The sequence below is a fragment of the Cryobacterium sp. TMT1-3 genome, from assembly GCF_004402315.1.
GTDB lineage: Bacteria > Actinomycetota > Actinomycetes > Actinomycetales > Microbacteriaceae > Cryobacterium > Cryobacterium luteum.
On the sequence record NZ_SOFW01000006.1, the window covers coordinates 280989 to 296564 of the forward strand.

The 15576-nt window shown below is 64.9% G+C and carries 14 protein-coding genes and 4 tRNA genes; 8 read left to right on the forward strand and 10 right to left on the reverse strand.

From position 1 onward, the window contains the following. Window positions 1-31: 31 nt before the first annotated feature. From pdxT to E3O25_RS01880, 7 genes are all read right to left on the reverse strand, one after another. Window positions 32-667, reverse strand: coding sequence for a pyridoxal 5'-phosphate synthase glutaminase subunit PdxT (gene pdxT, locus E3O25_RS01850; RefSeq protein ID WP_241983852.1), 636 nt, complete (start codon window positions 665-667; stop codon window positions 32-34). A gap of 17 nt (window positions 668-684) precedes the next feature. Then, window positions 685-1587 (reverse strand): pyridoxal 5'-phosphate synthase lyase subunit PdxS, encoded by a 903-nt coding sequence (pdxS, locus tag E3O25_RS01855; RefSeq protein WP_092107697.1) that lies wholly within the window; start codon window positions 1585-1587, stop codon window positions 685-687. 120 nt (window positions 1588-1707) lie between these two features. Further along, window positions 1708-2277 (reverse strand): HIT domain-containing protein, encoded by a 570-nt coding sequence (locus E3O25_RS01860; RefSeq protein WP_092108139.1) that lies wholly within the window; start codon window positions 2275-2277, stop codon window positions 1708-1710. Between the two features lie 25 nt (window positions 2278-2302). Then, on the reverse strand, window positions 2303-4270 hold the full coding sequence (thrS, locus tag E3O25_RS01865) for a threonine--tRNA ligase (protein ID WP_241983851.1): 1968 nt from the start codon (window positions 4268-4270) through the stop codon (window positions 2303-2305). A gap of 210 nt (window positions 4271-4480) precedes the next feature. After that, window positions 4481-4552, reverse strand: a tRNA-Val gene (locus E3O25_RS01870). A 46-nt stretch (window positions 4553-4598) separates the two neighbouring features. Beyond that, window positions 4599-4669 (reverse strand) — tRNA-Cys (locus E3O25_RS01875). 73 nt (window positions 4670-4742) lie between these two features. Then, a tRNA-Gly gene (locus tag E3O25_RS01880) sits at window positions 4743-4814 on the reverse strand. 290 nt (window positions 4815-5104) lie between these two features. Between E3O25_RS01880 and E3O25_RS01885 the strand changes: the two genes are divergently transcribed. The 7 genes from E3O25_RS01885 to E3O25_RS01915 all read left to right on the forward strand — a co-directional run bounded on the left by E3O25_RS01885 (window position 5105) and on the right by E3O25_RS01915 (window position 11295). Next, a tRNA-Val gene (locus E3O25_RS01885) sits at window positions 5105-5177 on the forward strand. Window positions 5178-5259: 82 nt separating this feature from the next. Next, a complete protein-coding gene (locus tag E3O25_RS01890) occupies window positions 5260-7992 on the forward strand; it encodes a LuxR C-terminal-related transcriptional regulator (RefSeq protein WP_092107693.1) in 2733 nt (910 codons plus the stop codon). A gap of 126 nt (window positions 7993-8118) precedes the next feature. Next, complete coding sequence (locus E3O25_RS01895) at window positions 8119-8808, forward strand: hypothetical protein (RefSeq protein WP_092107691.1); 690 nt, start codon at window positions 8119-8121, stop codon at window positions 8806-8808. After that, window positions 8805-9044 carry a hypothetical protein gene (locus E3O25_RS01900; RefSeq protein ID WP_134360301.1) on the forward strand — a complete coding sequence of 80 codons (240 nt, stop codon included), beginning with the start codon at window positions 8805-8807 and terminating at the stop codon, window positions 9042-9044. The genes E3O25_RS01895 and E3O25_RS01900 overlap by 4 nt, the downstream gene beginning before the upstream one ends. Window positions 9045-9056: 12 nt before the next feature. Continuing rightward, window positions 9057-9746 (forward strand): DUF2306 domain-containing protein, encoded by a 690-nt coding sequence (locus E3O25_RS01905; RefSeq protein WP_134360302.1) that lies wholly within the window; start codon window positions 9057-9059, stop codon window positions 9744-9746. A 145-nt stretch (window positions 9747-9891) separates the two neighbouring features. Beyond that, a complete protein-coding gene (locus E3O25_RS01910; RefSeq protein ID WP_134360303.1) occupies window positions 9892-10605 on the forward strand; it encodes a M50 family metallopeptidase in 714 nt (237 codons plus the stop codon). A gap of 36 nt (window positions 10606-10641) precedes the next feature. Beyond that, the gene (locus E3O25_RS01915) at window positions 10642-11295 is read left to right on the forward strand and encodes an SDR family oxidoreductase (protein WP_092107684.1); all 654 of its coding nucleotides are present in this window, start codon (window positions 10642-10644) and stop codon (window positions 11293-11295) included. A 14-nt stretch (window positions 11296-11309) separates the two neighbouring features. On the opposite strand, the gene E3O25_RS01920 is transcribed toward E3O25_RS01915, so the two are convergent. Both E3O25_RS01920 and E3O25_RS01925 read right to left on the reverse strand, forming a co-directional pair. Next, entirely contained in the window at window positions 11310-11891 is a 582-nt protein-coding gene (locus E3O25_RS01920) for a hypothetical protein (RefSeq protein WP_092107682.1), read from the reverse strand. Between the two features lie 71 nt (window positions 11892-11962). Continuing rightward, window positions 11963-12694, reverse strand: a complete 732-nt coding sequence (locus tag E3O25_RS01925; protein ID WP_134360304.1) for a YqjF family protein — start codon at window positions 12692-12694, stop codon at window positions 11963-11965. 194 nt (window positions 12695-12888) lie between these two features. Between E3O25_RS01925 and E3O25_RS01930 the strand changes: the two genes are divergently transcribed. Next, window positions 12889-14070: a MarP family serine protease gene (locus E3O25_RS01930; RefSeq protein WP_092107678.1), complete on the forward strand. Its 1182-nt coding sequence runs from the start codon at window positions 12889-12891 to the stop codon at window positions 14068-14070. 179 nt (window positions 14071-14249) lie between these two features. Here the strand turns inward: E3O25_RS01930 and E3O25_RS01935 are convergent, their stop codons facing one another. Continuing rightward, window positions 14250-15476, reverse strand: a complete 1227-nt coding sequence (locus E3O25_RS01935; protein WP_092107676.1) for an ammonium transporter — start codon at window positions 15474-15476, stop codon at window positions 14250-14252. Window positions 15477-15576: the final 100 nt, after the last annotated feature.

The following is a 15576-nucleotide window of genomic DNA, read 5'->3' on the forward strand; positions in this document are numbered from 1 at the left end:
ACTCACGCGCCCGGCACAAATGAGCATCTCCTCACCTGCGACGGCGACTCAGTTTCTGCAGGAAATACCGGTGAAAACGGTCTTCGCCGGTGATTTCCGGGTGAAAGGACGTGCCAAGCAGGTTTCCCTGCTCCACGGCGACACAGCGACCGTCGTCGAGGGTGGCCAGGGCCGTCGCTCGCGGGCCGACGGTCTCAACGACCGGAGCCCGAATGAAGACGGCGTGTACCGGCTGCTCACCGAGCACCGGAATGTCGAGGTCGGTCTCAAAGGACGCCGTTTGCGAGCCGAAGGCGTTGCGGCGCACACTGATATCGAGCCCGCCGAGACTCTGCTGCCCGTTCATGCCGTCGAGAATGGTGTCGGCGAGCATGATCAGGCCGGCGCAGGTACCGTAGACCGGAAGCCCACCGCGGATGGCAGCCCGGAGCGGCACGGCGAGGCCGAACGTACGGGCGAGTTTGTCCATGACGCTGGATTCACCGCCCGGAATGACCAGACCGTCGATCTGGTCGAGTTCTTCCGGACGGCGAACCAGGTCAACGCTTGCTCCGAGCTCACGCAGTACCTGCGCGTGTTCGCGAAAATCGCCCTGCAGCGCGAGCACCCCGACGCGCAGTCCTGCCGGTACGGCGGTAGCGGTCGGTCCGGTGCCCACGGAGAGGATCGTCACGAACGGATGCGCTACCAGCCGCGAGTGGAGAGGAGGTGCGGCGCCGGAATATCGGACACGTTGATGCCGACCATGGCCTCGCCGAGGCCTCGGGAGACTTCAGCGATGACCTTGGCGTCATCGTAGAATGTGACGGCCTTCACGATGGCTGCCGCGCGCTGCTCCGGGTTGCCCGACTTGAAGATTCCGGAGCCGACGAACACGCCGTCAGCACCGAGCTGCATCATCATGGCAGCGTCGGCCGGGGTGGCCACGCCGCCTGCGGTGAACAGCACAACGGGCAGCTTGCCGGTCGAGGCGATTTCGGCGACGAGCTCGTACGGAGCCTGCAGCTCCTTCGCGGCGACGTACAGTTCGTCGCGGCTCATCGAGGTGAGGCGCTTGATCTCACCGTTGATGGTGCGGATGTGCTTGGTGGCTTCGGAGACGTCGCCGGTGCCGGCCTCACCCTTCGAACGGATCATGGCTGCGCCCTCGTTGATGCGGCGAAGCGCCTCACCGAGGTTGGTCGCGCCACAGACGAAGGGAATGGTGAAGTTCCACTTGTCGATGTGGTTCTTGTAGTCGGCCGGGCTGAGCACTTCGGACTCGTCGATGTAGTCGACGCCGAGCACCTCAAGAATCTGCGCCTCGACGAAATGGCCGATGCGGGCCTTCGCCATGACTGGAATGTTGACCTCGGCGATGATGCTGTCGATCAGGTCGGGGTCGCTCATGCGGGCCACGCCGCCCTGTGAGCGGATGTCGGCGGGAACGCGTTCGAGGGCCATGACGGCGACAGCGCCGGCGTCTTCAGCGATTCGAGCCTGGGCAGCGGTGACGACGTCCATGATGACGCCGCCCTTGAGCATTTCGGCGAGTCCGCGCTTGACGCGGCTCGAGCCGAACTGCTCGGCGGAGTTTGATTCAGTCATAACTACGATCCTATTCCTTGCACGGTGGTGGTCTGGTCGGGGGCTGGGGGTCGGGGGCGCTGTGGTCGGAACGGGAACGGGCCGAGGCATACCAGCGGGCGCCCGACGGTGACAGGAGAGCTAGAGTGACGTCGCGGCGGGCCAGCCGTCGGCGATTTCACGGCGAACGTCGCCGAGCAGGCGCGGAATGGCCTTGGTGCCGGCGATGATGGGAAAAAAGTTGGAGTCCAGAGCCCAGCGGGGCACGATGTGCTGGTGCAGGTGCTCGGCGATGCCGGCTCCGGCGATGCGCCCCTGGTTCATGCCGAGGTTGAATCCGTCACACTTCGACACCTGGGTGAGCACCCGCATGGCGATCTGGGTGAGTTCACCGATCTCGGCGACCTCCTCCGGCGTGGCCTGATCATAGGTGGCGACGTGCCGGTACGGGCAGACCAACAGGTGACCGCTGTTGTAGGGAAAAAGGTTGAGCAGCACGTAGGCGTGGGTGCCGCGCGCCACGATCAGTGCCTTCTCATTGCCCAGCCCCGGTGCGATGCAGAACGGGCAGTCGTCGGGGTGCGGCTGCTGACCATCCTGGATGTAGACCATCCGGTGCGGCGTCCAAAGCCGCTGGAAGGCATCCGGCACCGCCGCGAAGTCGGCAGACGTCTCCCCCGCACCCGCGTCAGCGGACTCGGAACCGCGCAGACGGTCGGCGGGAATGCCCGGCACGCTACGCCTGCACTTCGGCGGCGACCGGGGTGGTCACGACCTGGGCGCGATTCTCGATCGATTCCACGATGAGACGCACAGCCTCGGCAACCGGCACGCCGTTTTGCTGCGTGCCGTCGCGGTAGCGGAAGCTCACCGCGCCGTTGGCCTGGTCGTCTTCGCCCACGATGAGCTGGTAGGGCACCTTGGCCTTGGTGTGGGTGCGGATCTTCTTCTGCATGCGATCGTCGGAGTGGTCGACCTCGGCGCGCACGCCGGCCTTCTTCAGGGTCGCGATCACGTCGTCGAGGTAGGGGCCGTACTGCTCGGACACCGGGATGCCGACGACCTGAACCGGCGCCAGCCACACCGGGAAGGCCCCGGCGTAGTGCTCGGTGAGCACGGCGAAGAAGCGCTCGATCGAGCCGAACAGGGCACGGTGGATCATTACCGGTCGCTGGCGGCTGCCGTCGTTCGCGGTGTACTCCAGGTCGAACCGTTCGGGCAGGTTGAAGTCGAGCTGAATGGTCGACATCTGCCAGGTGCGACCGATGGCGTCGCGAGCCTGAACCGAGATTTTGGGGCCGTAGAAGGCTGCCCCGCCCGGGTCGGCGACCAGATCGAGACCGGAGCCTTCCGCGACCTCGCGCAGGGTCTCCGTGGCCTCCTCCCAGGCGTCGTCGCTGCCGACGAACTTCTTCGGGTCTCTGGTGGACAGCTCGAGGTAGTAGTCCTCGAGTCCGTAGTCGGCGAGGAGCTGCAGCACGAAGTTGAGGGTGCTGGTGAGCTCCTCTTTCATGCCTTCCTTGGTCGTGTAGATGTGGGCGTCGTCCTGGGTCATGCCGCGCACACGGGTGAGCCCGTTGAGCACACCGGACTTCTCGTAGCGGTAGACCGACCCGAATTCGAACAGACGCATCGGCAGCTCACGGTAGCTGCGACCGCTGGACTTGAAGATGAGGTTGTGGAACGGGCAGTTCATCGGCTTGAGGTAGTAGTCGACGCCCTGACGGGTGACATGGCCGGTCTCGTCGCGTTCCTCGTCAAGGTGCATCGGGGGGAACATACCCTCGCGGTACCAGTCGAGGTGGCCGGAGGTTTCGAACAGGGTCGACTTGGTGATGTGCGGCGAGTAGACGAAGTCGTAGCCGGCCTCGGAGTGGCGTTTGCGCGAGTAGTTCTCCATCTCCTGCCGAATGATGCCGCCCTTGGGGTGGAACACGGCCAGGCCGGAACCGATCTCTTCCGGAAAGCTGAACAGGTCCAGTTCGGCGCCGAGTTTGCGGTGGTCGCGCTTGGCGGCCTCTTCCTGACGGGTCTGGTAGGCGCGAAGTTCATCCTTGGTCGGCCAGGCCGTGCCGTAGATGCGCTGCAGCTGGGGGTTCTTCTCGGAACCGCGCCAGTACGCGGCGGCCAGCCGGGTGAGCGAGTAGCCGTTGCCGATCATGCGGGTGTTGGGCAGGTGCGGGCCGCGGCAGAGGTCCTTCCAGACCGTCTCCCCCGTCTTCGGGTCGACGTTGTCATAGATGGTGAGTTCAGCGCCGCCGACCTCGACCGATTCTTCGTCGGCGGTCGGGCTGTTGTTGCCGGCAGCATCGCCGCCCTCACCGGGTCCGCCCTTGATGCCGATGAGTTCGAGCTTGTAGGGTTCGGCGGCCAGTTCGGCGCGGGCCTCGTCGTGGGTGACGACGCGGCGCACGAACCGCTGGCCCTGGCGGATGATGCGGTCCATCGCCTTTTCGAGCGATTTGATATCGTCCGGCGTGAACGGTTCGGCCACGTCGAAGTCGTAGTAGAAGCCATCCGTGACGAAGGGGCCGATACCGAGGCGGGCGGCCGGGTTCACGGTCTGCACGGCCTGGGCGAGCACGTGGGTGGCGGAGTGGCGCAGAATGTTGAGGCCGTCGGGAGAATTTATGCTGACCGGTTCGACGGTATCCGTCGGCAACACGGTGGCCGCCAGATCTTTCAACTCACCGTTGACGCGCATTGCGACAACGGATCGATCGGTGAAAAGCGCAAAGCCGTCAGCCACGTGTATAACTCCCTATTGATTGCCTACCCGTCAACTTTAGCGGCGTGCGCGGCGTAGTTCGTCGGCGGGCAGAGCGCTGGCACAGTTCTCCACGCACCGTTGCGATTTTGGGTACAAAAAAGCCCCAGCGAACCGGGGCTTTTGTTGTGAACGGAACATACTCTGTGGGCGATACTGGGATCGAACCAGTGACCTCTTCCGTGTCAGGGAAGCGCGCTACCGCTGCGCCAATCGCCCAAGATTCTGGGAAGTACGTATTCTTCAGGACGTGCTCAAAGAACGGAGGTGGATACGGGATTCGAACCCGTGTTAACGGCTTTGCAGGCCGCTGCCTCGCCTCTCGGCCAATCCACCATGTGGGTTCACACCATATGGGTTCATACCAAACGAATTGGAACCGGCCCGAAGGCCGATTCCAGTTCATTTGAGCGGATGACGAGATTCGAACTCGCGACCCTCACCTTGGCAAGGTGATGCGCTACCACTGCGCCACATCCGCAACTGTCCGCATTTCTGCGTACTCAGAGACTCTAGCTGAATAGCAAGACGGAAACCAAACCGAGCCGTTTACGGCGTGTTGCGCCATGTAGTGCTGGCGGGTTTGCGACGCAGCGGCGCGGCTCCCGCGCCACGCTAAATTGGCTTCGACCGCGTCCGAAACGACGGCTTGGCTGGTCGCAGGGTTGGACGCGCCACACCCGGTGCGCCGTCGATGTGCGGCAACGCATAAGTCTGGGCTAGTATCAAAAGTCGCAAGCCAACGTTTGGTTGCGGTGCAGTAATTCATTTGGGCGATTGGCGCAGCTGGTAGCGCGCTTCCTTCACACGGAAGAGGTCGTGGGTTCAAGTCCCGCATCGCCCACAAAAAACCCCCGGTCAGTGCGTTTGGCAACCAGAACTCGTCCGATCGGTATAGGCGTTCGGCACAGGGCTACGATGGGCCAATGGTGATGCCGATACTGGCCACAAAGCTCTTCGTACCACCGCTGCGCTCCCACGTCATTTCCCGCCCGCGTCTCGTCGACCAACTGGAAGCGGGGGTCCGCGCGGGACGAAAACTGACTGTCGTCTCCGCACCAGCGGGATTTGGCAAGACCACACTTCTGGGCGAGTGGATCGCGCAGAGTCGTCGACTCGACCCGAAGGTCCGCGTCGCTTGGCTGTCGCTGGAACAAAGCGATAACGACCCGGTTCGATTTCTCAACTATCTTGTGGCCGCTGTCCACGGTGCAGATCCAGATGTCGGTGCAGATCCAGATGTCGGTGCAGATCCAGATGTCGGCCAGGTGGATGACCACGGCCAACTGTCTCCAGAGGCGACCCTCACGTCACTCATCAACAACGTTTCCCGCAGCCCAAACCGCATGATCCTGTTCCTGGACGATTTCCAGCTCATCGAGGACGCATCAGTGCGCGACGCGGTCGCGTTCCTCCTCGACCATCTGCCGTCCACGATCCACTTGGCAATAGCCAGCCGCTCCGATCCGCTTCTGCCCCTGGCTCGACTGCGAGCCGACGGACACCTCACGGAATTGCGCGCCGCGCACCTGCGCTTCACTTCCGACGAAGCCGCCGCGTTTCTCGATCAGATGACCGGTCTGTCGCTCACCCGTGAGAACGTCGCTGCGCTGGAGATGCGCACGGAGGGCTGGATCGTTGGGCTTCAACTCGCCGCGCTGTCCATGCGTGGCAGCACAGATATCCCCGCCTTCATCGACGCTTTCACCGGCAGCAACCGGTTCGTCATCGACTACCTCATTGAGGAGGTGCTCCATCGGGCGCCGCTTCACGTGCGTGAGTTTCTCTGCCAGACGGCGATTCTCGACCGGCTCTGCGGCTCCCTGTGCGACGCCGTGACCGGACGCTCGGACAGCGCCGAGATTCTGGAATCACTCGAGCGAGCGAACCTGTTCATAGTTCCCCTGGATGACCGACGCCAGTGGTACCGCTACCACCATCTCTTCGCTGACGTCTTGCGCTCGAGGCTCCTCGTGCACGGGCCCGACCACGTCCGACCGCTTCATGGCCGTGCCAGTGCATGGTACGAACTCAATAACTCGCCCGATGAAGCCGTTCGACATGCGTTCGAAGCATCCGACTTCACGCGGGCCGCACGCGTGATCGAGGCGACCATCCCGATCGTCCGGAAGAGCAGACAGGATGCGACCCTCCTCGGATGGCTCGCGACGCTGCCGGATGACGCCAAGAAGCGCAGACCGGTGCTGCGAGTGTTTTCCGCATGGTCCTCCCTCGTCGCTGGCGATATCCCCTCCGTGGATCGCCAGCTAACCGAAGCAGAACAGCTCCTGGCGGGAGGCGAAGCTGGCGATGGGTCCGCACACGATTCGGAACCGGGTGAGGAACTTCAAGCCCTCCCTGTCACGATCGAGCTGTACCGTGCTTCCCTCGCCCTGGCGATGGGAAACCAGGCCGGGATCGTTCACCATGCCCAGCGCGCCTTAGACGCCGCACGGCCCGAGGATCACTTGGGGCGGGGCGCAGCGGCCGGTTTGTGGGGCCTCGCGGCATGGGCCAACGGCGACCTCGAGGCCGGCGTTAAGGCTTTCGGGGATTCCGCGAACAGCCTCCGCCTCGCCGGCAACCTGACCGACGCGCTGAGCACCACAATGGTCATCGCAGACATGCTGATCCCGCTCGGTCGGCTTCGGGAAGCTCAGGGAATCTATAATGATGCGTTGCAGCAAGCCATCCAGCGCGGCAATGGCGGCCAGCCGACGGCAGACCTGCACGCTGGCTTCAGCGACGTCCTTCGAGAGCGCAACGATCTCATGCTCGCCAAGGAGCACCTGACAGCAAGCACCGCACTGGGCGACGGTGCCCTCTCGCACGAGCATCGATACCGATGGTTCGTGGCGATGGCGAGAGTGCACGAAGCCGACGGTGAACCCGACCTCGCTATCGACTCGCTCACGCAGGCGCAACACCACTACCGCCGCGGATTCTTCCCCGACGTCCGCCCGATCGACGGTATGAAGGCTCGCATTCGGATCACGCAGGGGCGCCTTTTCGAGGCACGCACGTGGGTGGTGGAGCAGGGGCTGACGCCCACGGATACACCAGACTATCTCCGCGAGTTTGGCCACATCACGCTCGCTCGACTGTTGATCGCGGAGTACAGCGTTGACGCCCTGAGCAACTCCATCGACGCCGCGCACGCTGTGCTCGGCCGGCTGATCATTGCTGCGGAAGCGGGCGGTCGGAGAGGCAGCGTGTGCGAAATCCTGGTGCTGCAGGCCCTCGCATTCCTCGCGCAGGGCAAGACATCCCGCGCGCTCGTCCCCCTGGAACGCGCCCTCGCCCTGGCAGAGCCCGAGGGCTATTTCCGCCTGTTCGTCGACGAGCGCGCGCCCATGCTCACGCTCCTGCGCACCGCAGCGGGCGCGGGCATCCGCCCAGACTTCGTTCGTCGGCTCAGCCAGGCTCTTCGCGCGACCGAGGGCGTTATGGCCTCTGGGCAGCCGATCGACACGCTGAGCGAGCGCGAACTGCACGTCCTGAGACTCCTCGCGACGGAACTTTCCGGTCCGCAGATCGCCCGCGAGCTCTACGTCTCTCTGAACACGATGCGCACCCATACGAAACATATCTTCCTCAAACTCAACGTGAGCAGCCGTGCTGCCGCCGTTCGCTCTGCCGAATCGCAGGGTTTGATCTAGCGCCGCCAGTCCCACAATCACCACGCGATCCGCCAATGTGGTGATTACGCGTCACCACATCGTTTCGTAGCTTTTCGGATATGGCCGGGCAATCGCCCGGCCAACCTGGAGCACGAGGAGCACGCCATGAACATCACGACATCCACCCTCACCCGCGGGACCGCGGTTGCTGCCGCTCTCGCAGGCCTTGCCTATATCGTCATCCAGTTCATCCACCCCGCCGACGTCGTCGCATCGCTGTCCACACAACAGTGGGTGGTCGTCCACATCCTGAGTTTCGTCGAGGCGGTGCTCGCTGTCGTCGGTGTCACCGGCATCTACCTCAGGCAGGTGCGGCAGTTTGGGATCCTCGGCCTCATCGGATACCTGATGTTCGGCTTCTTCTTCATTCTGCAGTCTGCCTTCAACTTCGCGGAAGCCTTCATCGCACCCCTGTTCGTGGTCGACGCTCCCCAGACCTCCACGGACTTCGTCGGGCTATTCGGCCGCTACGCGCCTGTGACCGACCTCGGACCGCTCACGGCACTTCCTCAGGTCGGAGCCGTCTTGTACGTGGTTGGCGCGATTCTCTTCGGCATCGCCATCATCAGAGCCCGCATGCTGTCGCGCGGGGCTGGCATCCTGCTCATCGCCGCCGCGGCCGTAACGCCGATCGCTGGGGCACTGCTTCCGCACACTCTCGAGCGGATGGCCGCCATCCCCATGGGCCTCGCCCTCGTCTGGTTCGGCTACTCGCTCTGGTACGATCTGCGCGCAAACGCCACGGCCCTGCAGGCGCACACCGACGAGGCCGGCCTCGACCGCGCGTCGAGATGAGGCGGTACGAAATTCGCCTCGCTGGGCAGCTTGATTCGAGGTGGAGCGCCTGGTTCGAGGGCTTCAGGCTCACGAGCGGTGCAGATGGATTCACCACCCTGACCAGCCCCCTCATCGATCAAGCCGCCCTCCACGGGTTGCTTCGGCGTGTGGGTGATCTGGGCCTGACCATCATCTCGATCAACGCCCTGGACGACGACGCGATCGCCTCCCCCTCCCGAACATCTCACTCCTAAGGAGAAGGCATCATGACCGCAGACGCCGCCACAACCCGGGCGCGCAGAGCGCCTGGTTCCCCATGGCTCACGCTTACGGGGCTCATCCTTCTCAGCCTTATCCCCGTGCTCGCGGGCGCGGCGCGGCTTGGCGAGGTGACCGGTGGGGCCGCACTGACAAGCCACAACGCGCGATTCATTGACTCCCCCTTCCCCGTGGTAATCCACATTGTCAGCGTCACCATCTTCAGCCTTCTCGGTGCGTTCCAGTTTGTGCCTGCTCTGCGTCGCCGCAGGAATCGATGGCACCGCGTGGCGGGCCGCATCCTCATCCCCGCCGGGCTGCTGACGGCCCTGTCCGGGATGTGGATGGCGGTTTTCTACCCACAGCCACTCGGCGATGGCGTCGTACTGACGGTCCTCCGCCTGTTCTTCGGCTCCGCGATGGCCGCGAGTATCCTGCTCGGCATCCGCGCGCTCCTGCGGCGCAAGTTCGTTGCGCACGGCGACTGGATGACGCGGGCCTTCGCGATCGGCATGGGCGCCGGCACCCAGGCGATCGTCCTTCTCCCCGGCTCGATCATCTTCGGATCCACCGACGAGCTTTCGCGTACAACACTCATGGGTGCCGCCTGGGTCATTAATGTCGTGGTGGCCGAGACGGTCATCCGGCACAGAGCGCGGCGACTCCCCTCCCCAAACCTGACAAGGATGGCAACATGACTGCGGGCGGTTCAGTACACGTGCCCTGCAACGACTCCTGCGCGACCCACCGGGCGGTCGCTGCTGGCTCTCGTCGCCCGTGGCCGCACCCCACCCGACTGATCGAGCCACAGACATACAGTGGACCTCACATAGTGTGGGACACATGGACGTGCTTCTCGATATCTGGCAACGCATGACAACACCGCACGCCGCTTTGCAGCCCCCTACGACCTGGCTGACCGTGGCTGGGGCCGCCCTGATCGTGCTCTTTCCGCCGGTCTGGCGCGTGGCCCGACACGCCATCACGATTGTGCACGAAGGCGGCCACGGCGTCGTCGCGGTGCTCTGCGGACGTCGACTCGGCGGCATCCGCTTGCATTCGGACACCTCGGGACTCACCGTGAGCCGCGGGCGTCCCAGTGGGCCTGGCATGATCTTCACCCTGCTCGCCGGCTACCCGGCCCCAGCCCTGCTCGGGCTCGGCGCCGCCTGGCTGCTCAGCCGAGGGTACGACGTGGGACTGCTCTGGGCGTTGCTGGCCGCACTGGCCCTGCTGCTCGTGCAGATTCGCAACTGGTTCGGGCTCTGGTCGGTGGCCGTGACCGCCGCGGTGGTGTTCGGAGTGTCCTGGTTCGGGTCAGCTCAGGTGCAGGGCGTGTTCGCCCTGCTGGTGACGGCTTTTCTGCTGTTCGGTGCGCTCCGCACGTCTTTCGAGCTGGCGCAGTCCCGCTCACGGCGGGCCGGATCCTCCTCGGATGCGGACCAGTTGGCCCGGTTGACGCACATTCCCGGCACTGTCTGGGTGGGCGTCTTCCTTGCCCTGCAGCTGGGCTGCATTGCGCTGAGCGCACAACTGCTCGGATTCGGCCTCGTCTGAGTCGTGCATGCAGGCAACCGTGGCAGGCTTGAATACATGACAAAAATTGCGATCATCGGCGGGCACGGAAAAGTTGCCCTCCACCTGGCCCGCTTACTCACCGCTGACGGCCACGACGTGAGTTCACTCATCCGCAACCCGGCACACGCAGACGACGTCGCGGCTACCGGTGCGACGCCGATGCTGGCGGATATCGAGAACCTGTCCACCGACGAGCTTGCGACCATACTGACCGGGCAGGACGCCCTGGTCTGGTCGGCCGGTGCCGGCGGAGGAAGCGCGGAGCGCACCTACGCGGTGGATCGGGATGCGGCCATCCGCTCAATGAATGCCGCGGCTCAGGCCGGGATCTACCGTTATGTGATGGTGTCCTACCTGGGCTCACGCGCCGACCACGGTGCCTCCCCCGACGATGGCATGTTCGCGTATTACGAAGCCAAGGCCGCCGCCGACGACTATCTGCGCGCGACCTCGCTCAACTGGACCATTCTCGGACCGAGCACGCTGACCCTGAACCCGGCGACCGGCACCATCAACGTGGGCAGCGACCTGCCCCGCGCTGATACGTCACGCGAGAACGTGGCGCGAGTCGCTGCTGCCGTGCTCGCCAACGAGAACACCGCGGGCCGCTTCATTGAGTTCACCGACGGTGACGTCCCCATCGATGAGGCCGTCGCCGCCGTGCGCTGAACCGGTCGACCGGGCTAAAACCCGAAGTCACCGCCGCCGAAATCGCCGCCGAAGTCACCGGCGACATCACCACCGGAGTCCCCGCCGGCGTCGCTTCCGGCGTCAGCGTTCGTTTCGGTGTTCGCTTCGTTACCGGCATCGGTGCCTCCGCCGTCCATCGGCATGAAGGCGCTGACCAGCGCGGAACCGATGACGAAGCCGGCGACCGTGCCGAGCAGGGAACTGCCCATCATGCCGCCGAAACCCATGCCGTTTTGGTTGCCGAACGACCGGGTGAGCGTTCCCGGCTGGCGCAGTTCGGCCCGGGTCGCGGCCTGGGCGAGCGTGGCTGGCGCGGCATCCGCTGGTCGTTCGCTCGGCGGGACGTTCTCGGTGAGCTGGCGAAAGAGAATGTCCCGCTGTTCATCGGTCAGTTTTGAAAAGGCCTCGGTGTGCACCTGCTCGATGGTTTCGGGCGGGGCCGTGCGCAGGAGGTACTGGTAGCGCTCGACCGCGACCTCATCCTCGCTGCGCGCGGGGGCGCTGCCGGTACGATTGGCTGCGGGCCCGGTCGGTGACTGTTCCTTGCGACCGAGCAGAAAGTCTAAGAATCCCATGATGCTGTGCTCCTTCGTGTGGATTGATGGTTGCCCCGATGTGTGCGAAACAGTCACGGCGTCGGTCGCCGTCAGTGGCCGCGGCCGAACCAGGTGGTGACGCCGGGCGAGTACAGCACGGAATCGGGAGAGCGATCGGCCAGGCCGACAAAGCCCGCGGCCGCCAGCAACGTGTCGTCGAGGCGCTCAAGGTCGGCGCGGAGAATCGGCCACGGCTCGTGGTGGTTGCGCAGATGCACGGTGCGCCCGCGGATGCTCGTGAACAGTGCCCAGCGGGCGGTCAGAAAATCTGCCAAGGGGTCGTTGCTCACGGTGCCGGTCCCGGGGCGAGCGACGATGTCGGTGTGCAGGTTGCGATCGCGGTGGCGGGTCGAGGTGTACCGGTACCGGCCCGAATCGATGTGGAGCCGAGTGCGGGACCACTTGTAGGGCAGCGAGAACAGAGCATGCGCGGCCAGTACAGCGGCGAGCCGACCGGCCTCGAGCGAGACGAACACCACGCCGCGGCGGCCTTGGGCATCGACCGCATAGAGACGCACGTTCACCTCGACGAAGGTTCCGAAGTAGGGAATGGGCGGGCTGCCAAGGACGGTCGCGCGATCCAGCACGAAGGGGATCAGGCCGACCCAGCTCGACCCGTCGTATTCGTCGGGGATCAGGCCTTTCGGCAGGAGCGGCGCGACGAGCGCGGCATCCACTCGCCAGTGCAGGAAGACCAGGTGCGACCAGCGCTGGCTGGCCACGGCCCGCCCGGCCAGAAGCGGTGCGATCGCCGAAATGGGATATGCCTCAGCGTTCGTCACGCACGTCCTCCTGCAAAATTCTCACCGATTTGCTTCAACGGTAGTCGCTGCGGAGGGGTCCGCGCCTGTTGATCGCCCGGGAATGCGGGCCGCCAGACCGGTGCCCCCAGCAATCGCGGAGGCGGGCTGTGTAAGCATGACGTAGACGAAATCGTTGTGACACGACCACGAAAAATGACCAGACGAGGAGAAGGATGCCGGGCTCAACCGTTCTCGACCTTGTGCTGATCCTGATGCTGGTGGTGGCTCTCGTCAATGGGTACCGCAGCGGGCTGCTGCGAAGTCTCACCGGCATTGTCGGCGCCGTGATCGGTGGAATCGCCGCTTTCTTCGTCGTACCGCTCGTGGGCGGCTGGATTCCCGCCCCGGAATGGCGCACCCCCGGCACCATCGCCGTCGCTATCCTGCTCGTACTCATCGGCCACTCGCTCGGCGCTTCGGTCGGCGGACTGGTCGGAAGTCGTAAGAAGCGTTCACCGCTCGGAACCATCAACCGCGTGCTCGGAGCCGCTTTTGCAGCCGTGGCATCGGCCCTCGTCGCGTCGATGGTGGCGTTCAGTATCGGAGCCCTCGGTATTCCGTTCCTCTCCCCCGCCATCGCGTCCTCCACCGTTGTGTCCGGCATTGACTCGTTGACGCCCGACCCGGTGAAGGCGTTCATGGCCCAGCTGCGGTCCGTAGCCGTGACGCAGGGTCTGCCGCGCATCGTCGATGCTTTCACCGGCCCCACCCCCCAGGCCGCAGAGGCCGACACCAGCAGCCCGGCCTTGGCCCTGGCCGCACAGTCGGTCGTGCGGATCACCGGCACGGCCTACGCCTGTGGGCAGAGCCAGTCCGGCAGTGGATTCGTCGTCTCGGCTGAACACGTCATCACCAACGCGCACGTGGTCGCCGGCGTCGGCCAGCCCGTTGTGGAAACACCGGCCGGCGTTGCCCTCGCCGGGGAGATCGTGTACTTCGACCCGGTTGACGACCTCGCCATCATTTCGGTGCCCGGCCTCGACACCGCGCCGCTGACCGTGGGAGAGAACCTTGCTGCCGGCAGCGGCGCAGTCGCCGACGGGTATCCCTTCGGCGGGCCGTACGTCTCCGACCCGGCCCAGGTCATCGCGCTCGGCACCATCAACGTAGCCGATATCTACGGCCAGGACCCGACGCCTCGTCAGGTTTACACCCTCGCCTCCGACGTAGAGCAGGGCGAGTCGGGCGGACCGTTGCTGAGCGAATCCGGCCTCGTGGTCGGCGTGATCTTCGCCAAGGCGAGCAACACCGAGAACGTCGGCTATGCCCTCGCCCTCGCCGAGGTTGAGCCGGTCATCAGTCAGGCTTCCGGTTTGTCGGCCCCGGTTTCTTCCGGCACCTGCGTTCGCGGCTGAGCCGCGAGCATCCGCCTGCCGCCGGCTGGACGGCATCTACTCTCCGCCGGCTGGTCCGGTGTCCGGTTGACATCCCGGCAGGCCCAGCACCGGCAGGAGCACGGAGAGGGCGGTACGGGAAGCGGGTGGGCCCGCTTCCCGTACCGCCCTGCGCTCGCCGAGATGGTGAGCGTTAGAACCTAGACGCGCTCGAGGGCGTAGCCCTCTTCGCCGTGCACGCTGGTGTCGATTCCGGCCAGTTCGTCTTCGTTCTTGATGCGGAAGCCGATGGACTTCTCGATCGCGAGGCCGAGTACATAGGCGACGACGAAGGAGTAGGCGAGAACCGCGAAGGCTGCGATCGCCTGAACGGCGAGCTGGCCGAGGTCGCCGCCGGTGAACAGGCCGGTGCCGATCGCGAAGAAGCCGAGGTAGAGCGTGCCGATGATGCCACCGACGAGGTGGATGCCCACGACGTCGAGCGAGTCGTCGAAGCCGAGCTTGAACTTGAGTTCAACGGCCATGGCGCAGACGGCACCGGCGACGGCGCCGAGCAGGAGTGCCCAGCCCGGCTCGAGATTGGCGCAGGCCGGCGTGATGGCGACGAGGCCGGCAACCGCGCCGGACGCAGCGCCGACCGAGGTGGCCTTGCCGTCCTTGAACTTCTCGACGAGCATCCAGGCGAGGATGGCCGCTGCCGTGGCGCCGAGGGTGTTGACGACGATGATGCCGACGTTGGCGAGGCCGTTGAGCCACTCAGCTCCGGCGTTGAAGCCGAACCAGCCGAACCAGAGGATGGAGGCACCGATGAGCACGAGCGGCACGTTGTGCGGCTTGGTGATGCCCTTCTGGAACCCGACGCGCTTGCCCAGTACCAGGGCGAGAGCGAGAGCTGCGGCGCCGGCGTTGATGTGCACCGCTGTGCCACCGGCGTAGTCGATCACGGCGATGCCTTCGAGGCCGAGCGTCTCGCCCAGGTTCATGATCCAACCGCCGCCCCAGACCCATGCAGCGACCGGGAAGTAGACGAGGGTCGCCCAGACACCGGCGAAGATCATCCAGGAGCCGAACTTGGCCCGGTCGGCGACCGCGCCGCTGATCAGGGCGACGGTGATGATCGCGAACGTCGCACCGTAGGTGGCGCCGAGCAGATCGATGCTGCCGGTCTCTCCCATCGCGAGCTGACCCAGACCGAAGTCGGAGAACGGGTTGCCGGCGAAGTCAGTGGCGCTGCCCACTGCGCTCATGTTGAAGCCATACAGAATCCACAGGACGCTGATCAGCCCCAGTGCGCCGAAGCTCATCATCATCATGCTGATGACGCTCTTGGCCTTGACCAGTCCGCCGTAAAAGAAGGCGACACCCGGTGTCATGAACAACACCAGTGCGGTGGCTGTCAGCCCCCATGCAATGCTTCCGGTATCCATAGATTGTCCTCACGCGTCTCGAATGTGCAGGGTGTAGCGCGAGGTGAGTCACCTCGGATACGAGTCAAGTATCTGAGGTGACTGTTACAACAAACCTTCC

Coding starts and splice junctions, on each gene's coding strand:
- pdxS (WP_092107697.1), bottom strand. CDS start 1,587: ATGACTGAATCAAACTCCGCCGAGCAGTTCGGCTCGAGCCGCGTCAAG.
- thrS (WP_241983851.1), bottom strand. CDS start 4,270: ATGCGCGTCAACGGTGAGTTGAAAGATCTGGCGGCCACCGTGTTGCCG.
- E3O25_RS01890 (WP_092107693.1), top strand. CDS start 5,260: ATGGTGATGCCGATACTGGCCACAAAGCTCTTCGTACCACCGCTGCGC.
- E3O25_RS01895 (WP_092107691.1), top strand. CDS start 8,119: ATGAACATCACGACATCCACCCTCACCCGCGGGACCGCGGTTGCTGCC.
- E3O25_RS01900 (WP_134360301.1), top strand. CDS start 8,805: ATGAGGCGGTACGAAATTCGCCTCGCTGGGCAGCTTGATTCGAGGTGG.
- E3O25_RS01905 (WP_134360302.1), top strand. CDS start 9,057: ATGACCGCAGACGCCGCCACAACCCGGGCGCGCAGAGCGCCTGGTTCC.
- E3O25_RS01910 (WP_134360303.1), top strand. CDS start 9,892: ATGGACGTGCTTCTCGATATCTGGCAACGCATGACAACACCGCACGCC.
- E3O25_RS01915 (WP_092107684.1), top strand. CDS start 10,642: ATGACAAAAATTGCGATCATCGGCGGGCACGGAAAAGTTGCCCTCCAC.
- E3O25_RS01920 (WP_092107682.1), bottom strand. CDS start 11,891: ATGGGATTCTTAGACTTTCTGCTCGGTCGCAAGGAACAGTCACCGACC.
- E3O25_RS01930 (WP_092107678.1), top strand. CDS start 12,889: ATGCCGGGCTCAACCGTTCTCGACCTTGTGCTGATCCTGATGCTGGTG.
- E3O25_RS01935 (WP_092107676.1), bottom strand. CDS start 15,476: ATGGATACCGGAAGCATTGCATGGGGGCTGACAGCCACCGCACTGGTG.